This window comes from Pseudomonas tohonis, assembly GCF_012767755.2.
In the GTDB taxonomy this organism is placed as follows: Bacteria; Pseudomonadota; Gammaproteobacteria; order Pseudomonadales; family Pseudomonadaceae; genus Metapseudomonas; species Metapseudomonas tohonis.
This window is the reverse complement of record NZ_AP023189.1, coordinates 5,646,651-5,659,391: the sequence shown is the minus strand read 5'-3', so window position 1 is coordinate 5,659,391 and position 12,741 is coordinate 5,646,651. Positions and strand designations below refer to the sequence as shown.

Annotated in this window: 12 protein-coding genes; 10 read left to right on the top strand and 2 right to left on the bottom strand. The window is 66.4% G+C overall.

All coding sequences use genetic code 11. The features are described from left to right. Positions 1-2 precede the first annotated feature (2 nt). The 6 genes from HSX14_RS26075 to rimI all read left to right on the top strand — a co-directional run bounded on the left by HSX14_RS26075 (position 3) and on the right by rimI (position 6,914). The gene (locus HSX14_RS26075) at positions 3-1,031 is read left to right on the top strand and encodes a hypothetical protein (RefSeq protein WP_228723499.1); all 1,029 of its coding nucleotides are present in this window, start codon (positions 3-5) and stop codon (positions 1,029-1,031) included. After that, a complete protein-coding gene (locus HSX14_RS26070) occupies positions 1,021-1,611 on the top strand; it encodes a DUF6160 family protein (RefSeq protein ID WP_173172479.1) in 591 nt (196 codons plus the stop codon). The genes HSX14_RS26075 and HSX14_RS26070 overlap by 11 nt, the downstream gene beginning before the upstream one ends. Positions 1,612-1,623: 12 nt before the next feature. Beyond that, entirely contained in the window at positions 1,624-3,945 is a 2,322-nt protein-coding gene (locus tag HSX14_RS26065; RefSeq protein ID WP_173172481.1) for a DUF6160 family protein, read from the top strand. Between the two features lie 157 nt (positions 3,946-4,102). Further along, a complete protein-coding gene (locus HSX14_RS26060) occupies positions 4,103-5,653 on the top strand; it encodes a 2-isopropylmalate synthase (RefSeq protein WP_173172482.1) in 1,551 nt (516 codons plus the stop codon). Further along, complete coding sequence (locus tag HSX14_RS26055; RefSeq protein ID WP_173172484.1) at positions 5,650-6,465, top strand: energy transducer TonB; 816 nt, start codon at positions 5,650-5,652, stop codon at positions 6,463-6,465. Before HSX14_RS26060 ends, HSX14_RS26055 begins: the two co-directional genes overlap by 4 nt. Further along, positions 6,462-6,914, top strand: a complete 453-nt coding sequence (gene rimI / locus HSX14_RS26050) for a ribosomal protein S18-alanine N-acetyltransferase (protein ID WP_111264230.1) — start codon at positions 6,462-6,464, stop codon at positions 6,912-6,914. Before HSX14_RS26055 ends, rimI begins: the two co-directional genes overlap by 4 nt. A gap of 3 nt (positions 6,915-6,917) precedes the next feature. Here the strand turns inward: rimI and HSX14_RS26045 are convergent, their stop codons facing one another. Then, positions 6,918-7,265, bottom strand: a complete 348-nt coding sequence (locus HSX14_RS26045) for a hypothetical protein (protein ID WP_173172486.1) — start codon at positions 7,263-7,265, stop codon at positions 6,918-6,920. 268 nt (positions 7,266-7,533) lie between these two features. Between HSX14_RS26045 and can the strand changes: the two genes are divergently transcribed. The 3 genes from can (at position 7,534) to HSX14_RS26030 (ending at position 10,035) form a co-directional block, all read left to right on the top strand. Continuing rightward, on the top strand, positions 7,534-8,178 hold the full coding sequence (gene can / locus HSX14_RS26040) for a carbonate dehydratase (protein WP_173172488.1): 645 nt from the start codon (positions 7,534-7,536) through the stop codon (positions 8,176-8,178). Between the two features lie 4 nt (positions 8,179-8,182). Then, the gene (locus HSX14_RS26035; RefSeq protein ID WP_173172490.1) at positions 8,183-9,091 is read left to right on the top strand and encodes a DMT family transporter; all 909 of its coding nucleotides are present in this window, start codon (positions 8,183-8,185) and stop codon (positions 9,089-9,091) included. Positions 9,092-9,201: 110 nt separating this feature from the next. Beyond that, positions 9,202-10,035: an AraC family transcriptional regulator gene (locus tag HSX14_RS26030; protein WP_173172492.1), complete on the top strand. Its 834-nt coding sequence runs from the start codon at positions 9,202-9,204 to the stop codon at positions 10,033-10,035. A gap of 125 nt (positions 10,036-10,160) precedes the next feature. On the opposite strand, the gene HSX14_RS26025 is transcribed toward HSX14_RS26030, so the two are convergent. Next, entirely contained in the window at positions 10,161-10,856 is a 696-nt protein-coding gene (locus HSX14_RS26025) for a hypothetical protein (protein ID WP_173172494.1), read from the bottom strand. A gap of 455 nt (positions 10,857-11,311) precedes the next feature. On the opposite strand from HSX14_RS26025, the gene HSX14_RS26020 reads away from it, so the two are divergent. Then, positions 11,312-12,706, top strand: coding sequence for an amino acid permease (locus HSX14_RS26020; protein WP_173172496.1), 1,395 nt, complete (start codon positions 11,312-11,314; stop codon positions 12,704-12,706). Positions 12,707-12,741 lie beyond the last annotated feature (35 nt).

The following is a 12,741-nucleotide window of genomic DNA, read 5'->3' as shown; positions in this document are numbered from 1 at the left end:
TCATGGTCCGGACTTCGATCGCGATCCTGCTCGCCCTGGCGGCAACCGCCGCCCAGGCCGAGCTCAAGGCGCTGGATGACGAGGAGCTGTCCAGCGTCGATGGGGCCGGCATCGGCTTCGTGCTGGACAAGGTGCTGCTGGATGCCAGCAACGCCACCATCACCCTCAACGACATCAACAACGCCAGCGGGCAGAACGTGCCCATCTCGGTGAAGGAGTTCTATCTAGGCGCCATCGGCAGCAACAACGGCGCCAATCTCAATGCCGTGACCATCGGCCGCCTGGACCACCCCTTCGCCCTCAACCTGGCCCGTGGCGAAACCCTGCGTACCCTCAACGATGCCGGGCAGTGGGTGCAGACCACCCCCAACGGCGTCTCGGTGCTGGAGTTCATGTTCCCCGAGCGCCTCACCACCGGTGGCTCGGCCTGCATCAGCGGTTACTCCACCGGCGGCAACACCTGCTCCAGCCGCGCCACGGAGAAGGTCGACCTGGGCATCCGCTTCGACTTCCAGGTCGCCGCCGGGCGCACCGACGTGCTCAACCTGGATATCGCCGAGCTGGCCATGGACGGCTCCTACCTGCGCATCTGGGGCGACAAGGCCAAGAGCCAGATGGTCGGCGAGATGCGCATCAACCTGTTCGCCAAGAGCATCCAGCTGATGTCCTGCGCCGCCGGCAGCACCAACTGCACCACCGCCGAGCAGCAGCGTGACCGCACCCTTTTCATGAGCGGCGCCTACGCCACTGTCGCCTTGGGCTACGGCAAGAGCCAGCCGCTGCTGTTCGACGTCAGCAGCAACGGCCAGTTCGTGCTGGAACTGCAGAACCCGACCGCGTCCGGCACCACTGCCGCCCAGAAGCAGGCGTTGGCGGACGACTTCTACGCCAACGCGCCGCGCACCAGCATCATCATCAACAACCTCAAGACGGGTACCGGCAACTTCAGTACCGGTGGCTACAACTTCGGCTACAACGAGATCGGCGGCCTCAGCATCAACTACCTGAAGGTGACCAGCCATGACCTCTAGAGTGCTCCCCCTGGCCCTTCTGCTTGCCGCCGGCTGCGCGCAGGCCGAGCTCAAGCCCATGGCCGACGCCGACCTCAGCGCCACGAGCGGGCAGGGCGGGGTCTACCTCTCCGGTGAGTTCAGCATCAACAAGGGCGGTGGCGTGCTCTGGAGTACCCCGGCCACCAACAACGCCGCGCAATGGACCATCGGCGAGCGCAGCTGCGCCACCGCCGGCGCCGCCACGCCGGAAAGCTGCGGGATGCGCATCGCCATCCGCACCGAGGCGGCCGGCGGCTGGTACGTGCTGGACAACCTCAAGGGCGTGTTCAGCTTCGAGGGCCTGACCCTGCGCACCCGGCTGATCAACGACAGCGCCGCCGGCTTCAACCAGGACGTGATCGAGCTGGGCCTGCCCAACAACGTGCGCTTCAAGGACGGCAGCTTCGCCTTCGCCGTCGCCAACCAGGGCGGCTGGCGCAACAAGGTGGGCACCACGGCCAATGGCGGTGACGCCACCTTCCAGCAGACCAACATCTTCTCGGCGAAGATCGATGGCGACATCCGCATGCAGGGCAGCGTGCTGGTCTTCCCCAAGTAAAAGGAGCAGGCGATGCGTGCAGTAGCGTTGTTCGCGGTACTCCTCAGCCCCCTGGCCCAGGCCATGCAGGCGCTGGATGACACGGCGCTGTCCGACGTCACCGGGCAGGACGGCATCAGCCTGGAAACCACCAGTGCCGGCTGGTCGGCCAGCAACATCAGCTACAGCGAGGATGGCCAGAGCCTCAACCTGCGTGGCGTCAGCAACCAGCCGCGCAGTGGGTCCAGCATCACCTCCACCACCAAGGTGGACGTGGTCAACCAGCGCCTGCAGATCGAGCACGCCAGCAGCGCCCAGGCGCTCAGCGTCAACAACATCGAGATGGGCGGCAGCAGCAAGAGCTTCGGTGCCCTGCGCGCCTTCTACACCCTGGGCGCGACCCTGAAGATCAAGGGCGGTGGTGCCAGCGGCGTGACCGGCATCTCGGTGGACGACAGCCGGCTCTCGCTTTCCGATGTCACCTTCTACTACCGCGACAACGGCTTCGACCTGATCGTCAAGGGCATGAGCCTCGACGCCTACCTGAACAACGCCTACATCGACATCGTCAGCGGTGGTGATGGCCAGGCGGTGCGGCTCGATCTCGGCAACTCGCGCTTCGTCGCCGCCATCAACGGCATTGGCCTCGACCTCGCCCACGGCGACCCCGGCGCATTGCCAGCGACGCCCGATGCGCCGGACCTGCGCGACCCCAACGCCAGCAAGAGCTTCGGCAAGCTGAACATGGACCTGCGCCTGGGCGGCAGCGTCAGCCTCTCCAGCGGCGGCGCCAGCGGCTCGGGCCTGCGCATCCGGCCGGACGTGAACATCGTCAACAGCCTGTTCCAGTACCAGGACGAAGGCATCCTGCGTGCCGAGAACTTCTCCGGCACCCTGCGCAGCCTCGCCGGCCTGACCCTCGATTTGATGCAGGATGGCAACGGCAGCTTCGTCCAGGTCGCCTTCGCCGACCTCAAGCTCAACGCCACCCTGGGCGGCCTGATCATCGGCAATCCGACCAACCAGAAGCTCGGCAGCCTGGGCATCGACCTCAACTTCGTCGACGACGGCGCGAAGAAGAACGTCTTCAAGCTTCGCCCCGGCGGCGACCCCAACTCCGGCCTCAAGGGCATCACCGCCGACCTGAGCTGGAACATGGCCAACAGCTCGGTCTCGCTCACCGATAACGGCAACAGCATGTGGTTCAGCGGCCTGCGCACCAACGGCACCGGGCAGGTCACCCTGGACATCACAAAGAGCTGCGCGGCCGGCGCGTCCACCTCGTGCTACGCCGGCACCCAGACCGACATGAGCAAGGGCAGCTACAACGGCCACTTCGACGGCCTGCGCCTGGGCCTGAACAACGTCAAGGGCAGCTACAGCTTCGATGGCCTGCGCGTGGGCAGCGCCACCGCGCCGCTGCAGGGCGGCACCGAGCTGCTGGTGCTGATGGAAATCTTCCCCGCCTACGACTTCACCCTCAACGGCCAGCTCACCCTGCAGCCGGGCGGCAGCAGCGGCTCGGGCATCAGCTACAACGCCGACTTCTTCATCACCGATGCCCGCGCCGCCATCACCGTGGACGAGACCGGCAAGGGCCTGTGGCTTTCGGGCACCCGCTACGACATGCACTTCCGCGACGGCTCGGTGGATGTCAGCAACAACGGCGTCGAGCTGCGCAAGGGCACCTATTGGTCCAACCTCGATGTCGCCGACCTGCGCTGGGGCGACCGCGCCACCGGTACCAGCCTCGGTCGCCTGGTGCTCAAGCGCTACGAGCAGGGCTCCACCCTGGCGCTCAGCTCCGGCGGTGCCGGCGCCCTCTGCGTCGGCGGCAGCGGTTCCACCGCGGGTGCCTGCTCCGCCAGCGGTGGCCGCTGGGAAGACCGTGGCAACGAGGGCGTCTCGGTCAAGCTGAAGAACGTCTATGTGCGTGACGCCACCATCGACAGTTCGGTCAATGGCGTGGCCACCGACGAGAAGCGCAACCAGGTGATCCTCGAGACCGATCGCGTGAACGGCGTGAACGGCACCGGCAGCCAACTGGTTGTGGATAACTTCTACACCTCCGACGGCAACCCCAAGGACCCCAACGCCAACACCTACGGCCTCAACGCCGACCTCAACCTCGACGTCGCGCCGACCAAGGTCTGCAACAAGAACGGCAGCACCTGCACCGCCGTCACCCCCGACCCGCTGGGCTTCGCGGTCAACGGCCGCATCCACTTCAAGGAAGTGAACATCGACCGCATCCAGCACGTTCACCCCACCGGTGGCGCCGTCACCTCCATGTACGGGGTGAAGCTGCAGAACGCCGATATCCGCGCCAACCTCACCGCCACTCCGATCAACTGAACCGCCCGCCCGGCGGCGCCTTCCGTGCGCCGCCCGCGCCTTCCCGCCTCGCGCATTTCGCGCCACAATTCGTCATCCGTCGTCGCGGCCACAAGCCGCGGCGTCTTTAGCCAGCGCCCCGGCCGCACCCCCGGTGGGGACATGAGGAGTGACCACAATGAATAACAACGATCGCGTCATCATTTTCGACACCACCCTGCGCGACGGCGAGCAGAGCCCCGGCGCCTCCATGACCCGGGAGGAGAAGCTGCGCATCGCCAAGGCCCTGGAGCGGCTGCGTGTCGACGTGATCGAGGCAGGGTTCGCCATCGCCAGCCCGGGGGACTTCGAGGCGGTCAAGGCCATCGCCGACAGCATCAAGGACAGCACCGTGTGCAGCCTGGCCCGTGCGGTCGAGGCGGACATCGAGCGCGCCGCCGAAGCCCTCAAGGGCGCCAACGCCGGGCGCATCCACACCTTCATCGCCACCAGCCCCATCCACATGCAGTACAAGCTGCGCATGCAGCCGGACCAGGTGGTGGAGCAGGCCGTGCGCGCCGTGCGTCATGCACGCAATCTCTGCGCGGACGTCGAGTTCTCCTGCGAGGACGCCGGGCGCTCCGAGATCGACTTCCTCTGCCGCATCATCGAGGCGGCCATCGACGCCGGCGCACGCACCATCAACATCCCCGACACCGTCGGCTACGCCATCCCGCACCAGTACGCCGAGGCCATCCGCCAGCTGCTGCAGCGCATCCCCAATGCCGACAAGGCGGTGTTCTCCGTGCACTGCCACAACGACCTGGGCCTGGCCGTGGCCAACTCCCTGGCGGCGGTGGCGGTGGGCGCGCGCCAGGTGGAATGCACCATCAACGGCCTGGGCGAGCGCGCCGGCAACGCCGCGCTGGAAGAGATCGTCATGGCGATCAAGACCCGCGCCGACATCCTCGGCGTGCACACCACCATCGACACGCCGCACATCCTCGCCACCTCGCGCATGGTTTCCGGCATCACCGGCTTCCCGGTGCAGCCGAACAAGGCCATCGTCGGCGCCAACGCCTTCGCCCACGAGTCGGGCATCCACCAGGACGGCGTGCTCAAGCACCGCGAGACCTACGAGATCATGTCCGCGCAGTCGGTGGGCTGGCACACCAACAAGCTCTCCCTCGGCAAGCTCTCCGGGCGCAACGCCTTCCGCACCCGCCTGGAGGAGCTGGGCATCCAGCTGCCCGGCGAGGCCGAGCTGAACGCCGCCTTCGCCCGCTTCAAGGTGCTGGCCGACAAGAAGCACGAGATCTTCGACGAAGACCTCCAGGCCATCGTCTCCGACAGCCTGGGCGAAGAGGCTCCCGAGCACTTCCGCCTGGTCCACCTCGACGTCAGCTCACGCACCGGCGAGGTGCCCCATGCCAGGCTGGTGCTGAGCATCGATGGCGCCGAGCGCGAGGCCAGCGCCCAGGGTTCCGGCCCGGTGGATGCCACCTTCAAGGCCATCGAAAGCCTCGCCGCCTCGGCCGCCAACCTGCAGCTGTATTCGGTCAACGCCATCACCCAGGGCACCGACTCCCAGGGCGAAGTGACGGTGCGCCTGGAAAAAGCCGGACGAATCGTCAACGGCAACGGTGCCGATACCGATATAGTTGTCGCCTCCGCCAAGGCCTATCTCAACGCGCTGAACCTCATGCAGGCCGGCGTACGCAAAGCCCATCCACAGGTAGCTGACGTTTGATCCAAGAGCTCCGTCGCCGCGCTTATCTCGATGCCATGCAGGTCGCCACCTGGCTGCCGCGCACGGTATTGCCCTTCGCCGCGCCTTCGCGCCCCGAGTTGCTGGTGCAGCCCGAGGCCGCGCCGAAACCCGAACCGACCCGGGTGCCGAACCCGGCCAGCGCCCCTGCCCAGGCCGCGCCGGCTGGTGCCGAGGCCCCGGTGCAGGCACCCAGTCGGCCGAAGATCGAAGTGCCGCGCCCGGGGGCCACGCCACGCGTGGCCGTTCCCGAGCCTGCGGCGGAGCCCACCGCCGAGGCGACCCTGGAGCCGGTGAAAGCCGCTCCGGTGGCGCCGCCGCGTTTTTCCCTGCAGCTGCTGCGTGCCGGCAGCTGCCTGCTGCTGGTCGAGTTGCCCACCGGCGAAGGCTTCCAGAGTCGCGACCCGGCCTACCTGCTGCTCAAGGACCTGTTGCGCGCCGCCGGCCTGCCGGATGCGCCGCAGCTCATCGGCGAGCCGGTGCGCTGGCCGTTGCTGGTGCGCGGCAACATGGACCAGGGGCCCGACGCCGCCCGTGATTTCCTCCAGGGCTTCGTCGCGGCGCGCATGGAGGAGGGCGCCGGGTGCAGCTGCCTGTGGCTGGTGGGGTTGCCGGCGATCCGTTTCGCCGGGGAAGCCGACGCCGATGCCTACGGGCGCGAACTCCAGGTCGAAGGCCTGGGCGCCGCCTGGGCCGTGCCCGGGCTGGAACTGCTGATGGACGAACCGCAACGCAAGGCCGAGCTCTGGCAGGCCATGCGCCGGGTGACGCGACGCTGGAAATCCGCTGAATGACCGATGCCGTTTCCTTCCGCCGGATGACCGAGGCGGACCTCGATGCCGTGCTCAAGATCGAATACGCCGCCTTCAGCCACCCCTGGACGCGCGGCATCTTCGCCGATGGCCTGAAATCCTACGATTGCTGGATCATGTTCGAAGGCACCCAGCAGGTCGGCCACGGGGTGATCAATGTGATCATCGACGAAGCCCACTTGCTCAACATCACCGTCAAGCCCGAGAACCAGGGCCGTGGCCTCGGCCTGCGCCTGCTGGAGCACCTCATGCAGCGCGCGCGGGAACTCAAGGCCGGCGAATGCTTCCTCGAAGTGCGCGCCAGCAACGAGTCGGCCTACCGGCTTTACGAGCGCTACGGTTTCAACGAGATCGGCCGGCGCCGGGGCTACTACCCGGCGGTCGCCGGGCGTGAAGATGCCCTGGTGATGGCCTGCACCCTGCTGGACTGAGGCTCAGCGGGCACGCCGGGCGTAGCGCGGCTGCTCTTGCTCGCGTGGCTCTTCTTCATCCTCGTCGGTGACGCTGAGGTCGAAGTCCCGCGACAGCGTGCCGCGGGGGCCGGGCTTGCCCAGCGGCTCGTCGGTCTCGTCTTCCAGCAATTCCTCCGGCGAGAGGTCGAAATCCTTCGGCGGGTGCGGCGTGCCGCCCCGCGTCAAGCCGGCCTCGCGCAGCTGGCGGGGCGGGAATTCCTCCACCAGGGCATCGCCGGAAGGCGCCTCCGTCAGTGATTTTTCCGGGGCCTTGGGGTCGTGCTCCTCGTCCGTCGCGGGGTTGTTGCGGGTCGGGTCTGGCTGGCTCATGGCGGGGCCTCCACGCTGTGGCTATGAAAAGTGGACGGCCACCACACGGAAAGATTCCCCCGAATTGCCCCGATCCGTCGCCAAGCCCGGCATCCACGGCCACTTTCCGATTTCTGGTACCTCGAACGTTCGCCGGGGAAAAGGGCGCCCAGCAGCCTCTGGGCTTTGCGGCGCTGGGCTGATCCCCTGTGACGGTGCGCGGCGGGCGCTTGTCAAAGCCCTGCACCCTCCGTAAGGTGCGGCGGCCACGAGAATGAGGACTGGACCGATGAGCGACCTGCAGCAGCTGTTCGACAACAACGCCCGCTGGGCCGAGAACATCAAGGAGCGCGACCCTCAGTTCTTCGAGAAGCTGGCCAAGCAGCAGGTGCCCGAATACCTGTGGATCGGCTGCTCCGACGCCCGCGTGCCGGCCAACGAGATCGTCGGCATGCTGCCGGGCGACCTCTTCGTCCACCGCAACGTCGCCAACGTGGTGCTGCACACCGACCTCAACTGCCTGTCGGTGGTCCAGTACGCGGTGGACGTCCTCAAGGTGAAGCACATCCTGGTCACCGGCCACTACGGCTGCGGTGGCGTGCGCGCGGCCATGCAGGACGTGCAGTTCGGCCTGATCGACGGCTGGCTGCGCACCATCCGCGACCTTTACTACGACCAGCGCGAGCACCTGGCGCAGTTCAGCAGCGAGGAAGAGCGCGTCGACCGCATGTGCGAGCTCAACGTCATGCAGCAGGTGGCCAACGTCAGCCACACCACCATCGTCCAGAATGCCTGGCACCGTGGGCAGGAGCTGTCCGTGCACGGCTGCATCTACGGCATCAAGGACGGCCGCTGGAAGAACCTCAACGTCACCGTCAGCGGCATCGAGCAACTTCCCCCGCAATACCGCCTGCGCCCCCTCGGCGAGTCCTGAGGCCATGAGCGACACACGGGCCCCGGCACTGGCCTGGGCCGGGCTGCTGCTGGCCAGCGCCTGCTGGGCCGGCAACGCCCTGGTGGCGCGGGCCTTCCATGACGACATCCCGCCGATCGCCCTGACCTTCTGGCGCTGGAGCCTGGCCCTGGCCATCCTCCTGCCCTTCGTCGCCCGCCCGCTTTGGCAGCACCGCGCCGCCGTGCGTCACGCCGGCTGGCGCCTGGTGCTGGTGGCGGCGCTGGGCATCAGCACCTACAGCGTGCTGCTCTACTGCGCCGCGCGCACCACGGTGGCGATCAACCTCACCTTGCTCAACACCTGCCTGCCGCTGGCCACCTTCATCGGCGCCGGCCTGTTGCTGGGCGAATGGCCCACGCGTCGCGCCTGGCTGGGCATGGCCGTGGCCATCCTCGGGCTGCTGGTGCTGATCGGCCGCGGCAGCCTGGCCTCGCTGGCCAGCCTGAGCTTCAACCCGGGCGACCTGATCATGCTGCTGGCGGTGCTCGACTGGGCGCTCTACACCTTGCTGCAACGGCGCTGGGCGGCCTGGTTCCAGGGCATTCCGCCGCTGGCCTTCCTCGGTGCGCTGGCGCTCTGCGGCGTGCCGCTGCTGCTGTCCTTCTATCTGCTGGAACTGGCCAGTGGCGCCCATTTCGAGCCGAGCCTGCGCAACCTGGCCGCCATCGGCTACACAGGCACCTTCGCCTCACTGATCGCCTACCTGCTGTGGAACCACGGCATCGCGGTACTCGGCGTGGCCAAGGCCTCGCTGACCAACTACCTGATGCCCGTGTTCACCGCGATCCTCGGCTTCCTCATCCTCGGCGAGGCCCTGCAGGGCTATCACTGGGTGGGCGGCGGCATGATCTTCGCCGGCCTGCTGCTGGGCACGCGCCAACGCGGCAGGTAGGCACGCCGGCGGGGCCAGGCTGAGCGTGCACAGGCGGCTTCAGCCCTGGCCCATAAAAAGCGCAAAATCTGCAAAACCGCCGTCGCTACAGTGCGCTCCGAGGAGACCGCATGAAGCCCGAGACCCTGAACCACTATGGCCAGCGCCTGGAACCCGTCCTTCACTGGCTGGCCCGCAACCCGGACGCCGACCCGGACCTGTACCGGCTGGCGGACCTGGCCTGCCTTTCGCCTTACCACTTCCACCGGGTGTACCGCGCCCTGATGGGGGAGACGGTGAACGCCACGGTGCAGCGCATCCGCATGCACCGCGCGGCAGTGGCACTGGGCAATCCCGAGGCTTCCTTGCGTGATGTGGCGCAGCGTGCCGGCTATGGGTCGGACGCGGCGTTCAACCGGGCATTCGGCACCGCCTTCGGCATCCCGCCAGGGCGCTACCGCACGGCCCGCTCCCGTCCCTTCGACCCCAAGGAGCTCGGCATGTACCCCATCAAGATCGAAACCCGCCCCGCCGTGACGCTGGCCGCCCTGGCCCATCGCGGCAGCTACCAGGAAATCGGCCCGCAGTTCGCCCGCGTCTTCATGCTCGCCGCCACACGCGGCATCGCCCTGCCCGATTCGATCGGCTATGGCGTCTACCTGGACGACCCCGCCCAGGTACCCGCCCATGAGTTGCGCTCGATGGCCGGCGTCCCGGTGGCCCCCGATGCCGTGCTGGGCGACGAGTTGCTGCGCTTCGAAATCCCCGCCGGTCGCTGCGCCGTACTGACCTACACCGGTCCGTACAACGAGATGGACAAGCCCTACAGCTGGATGTTTTCGCAATGGCTGCCAACCAGCGGCCATGAACCGGCGAACTTCCCCATGTTCGAGATGTACATGAACGACCCCCGCACCACCCCGCCCGCGCAACTGCAGACCTGCATCTGCATGCTGCTGAAGTAGGACGAGGGAACCCGGCGGGGCGGTGCAGCGCCTTCGCCGGACCCCTGGTTGGTGCTGGGAGCGCGCGCTGCGGCTCGGCCCTGGCTCCACTGGGCTCAGCGCCAGCCCGCGACTCAGGGCTTCAGTTAGCGCTCTTGATATGCGGTGATGCCCTGGTTCAGCTCCTGCTCGTTGATCTTGCCTTCTGCATACTGCCGCAGCTCCCAGCCAAGCCGGCCCAAGGCTTCCATCCTGGATCCCTCGCCGGGATTCGAGAGCGTGCCCGAGAGCCATTCGCCACTGGGCGAGGGCATGAAGAAATACATGCTGTAGCCGTCCAGAGTCAGTTCGCTATCGCTCCGGGGACGAGTTCCCGCCAGTTCTTCCTTCCAGATCTCGCTCAGCGCCAGGGCCCTCGCTTCCGTCAACGGACGGGCGATGCGTGTGATCTTGATCTCTCGATAATCAGTGGGTGTGGTTGCGCGTACCTGCTCATAGAGTTTTGGTGTCGAGATCAGCATTGCGCGGCGGGATGCATCCTTCTCGGCTTCGTATTGTTGAAGCCTCAAGGAGAAACGTACGTCCGTACTTGGGATCAGCACGAACGCTTCCGTGACAGTCCCGTGCTTTGCGACTCCGGCAACGGACTCCAGGGATAGGGCGGGACTGAGGATGGTATTGAACAGCGTGCCTTCCTCAAACGCCTGTCGAAAGACATATCGCCTGGCTTGCTCAAGAGCCACTGATCGATCTGCTCGCTCGATCGGATCAAGGTGGTCATTGCTGGACCAGGCAGGAAAGCAGCTCAGTAGAGCGGCTAGCAGGGCAATGGCGCGGGTCATTCGCTTCATCCTTGAATGAGGGCTTGCAGGATCACCTTGTCCTGTTGCTTCCGCAATCTTGGTCATTCAGATTGGGCCAACCCATCACGCTGGCCGTTCCTGGCGAAACGGCCAGGAACCCGCCGCACCGACTTCTTCCGCTCCAAGAACCGCCGTACCAGAACGACTCCGCCTGTCAGAAGGTCGCATCGAAGTTATTTTTCTCGCCCTGTATAGTTCGCGCGGCAGATTCAGCTGTTTTAACCCGGAAGCCGATTGTCGCATTGCCCCCTCGGTGCCCCCTCTATACAACAGCCAACCGTCCGTATCCGGCCGACAAAGCCTGCCTTGTCTTTGCTGCCGAACGGGCGACTTCTGCTTTCCGGTCCCGCGACCCGGTCACCGGAAACAACAGTCAGCCCCGCCGGGTTATCCCTCGGCGGGCGCCAGCCCTTTTACAAAAATAAGAGGTTCACATGTCCACCAGCGAACATGAACTGCAACGCGGCCTGGGTGAGCGGCACATCCGCCTCATGGCCCTCGGCGCCTGCATCGGCGTCGGCCTGTTCCTTGGCTCCGCCAAGGCGATCCAGATGGCCGGTCCCGCCATCATGCTCTCCTACATCATCGGTGGCCTCGCCATCCTCGTGATCATGCGCGCCCTCGGCGAGATGGCCGTGCACAACCCCGTGGCCGGCTCCTTCAGCCGCTACGCCCAGGACTACCTTGGCCCGCTGGCGGGCTTCCTCACCGGCTGGAACTACTGGTTCCTCTGGCTGGTGACCTGCGTCGCCGAGATCACCGCCGTCGCCATCTACATGCAGATCTGGTTCCCCGACGTGGACCGCTGGGTCTGGGCCCTGCTGGCCCTGGCGAGCATGGGCACCATCAACCTGATCACCGTGCGCGCCTTCGGCGAGTTCGAGTTCTGGTTCGCCCTGATCAAGATCGTCACCATCATCGCCATGGTCGTGGCCGGCGCCGGGATGATCGTCTTCGGCATCGGCAATGGCGGCATCGCCACCGGCATCAGCAACCTGTGGAGCCACGGCGGCTTCATGCCCAACGGCATCCAGGGCGTGCTCATGTCGCTGCAGATGGTCATGTTCGCCTACCTCGGCGTGGAGATGATCGGCCTCACCGCCGGTGAAGCGCGCAACCCGCAGAAGACCATCCCCAACGCCATCAACTCGGTGTTCTGGCGCATCCTGCTGTTCTACGTCGGCGCGCTGTTCGTGATCATGTCCATCTACCCGTGGAACGAGATCGGCACCCAGGGCAGCCCCTTCGTCATGACCTTCGAACGCCTCGGCATCAAGACCGCCGCCGGCATCATCAACTTCGTGGTCATCACCGCGGCGCTGAGCTCCTGCAACGGCGGCATCTTCAGCACCGGCCGCATGCTCTACAGCCTCGCCCAGCACGGCCAGGCGCCCAAGCCCTTCGCCCGCACCTCGGGTAACGGCGTACCGCGCAATGCGCTGCTGCTGTCCATCTTCGCCCTGCTGCTGGGCGTGCTGCTGAACTACCTGGTACCGGAGAAAGTGTTCGTCTGGGTCACCTCCATCGCCACCTTCGGCGCCATCTGGACCTGGGCCATGATCCTGCTCGCGCAGATGAAGTTCCGCCGCAGCCTGAGCGCGGCCGAGCAGGGCAAGCTGCAGTTCAAGATGTGGCTGTTCCCGCTCAGCTCCTACCTCGCCCTGGCCTTCCTGGTGCTGGTGGTGGTGCTGATGGCCTTCTTCGAGGAAACCCGCATCGCCCTGTACATCGGCCCGGCATTCCTCGTGCTGCTGACCGTGCTGTACAAGGTGCTCAACCTCAAGGCCAAGTTCGAAGCGGACAACGCGGTGGGCGATCTCGCTTCCTGATCGTCACGCTGATGCACCCAAACACCCCGACTGGT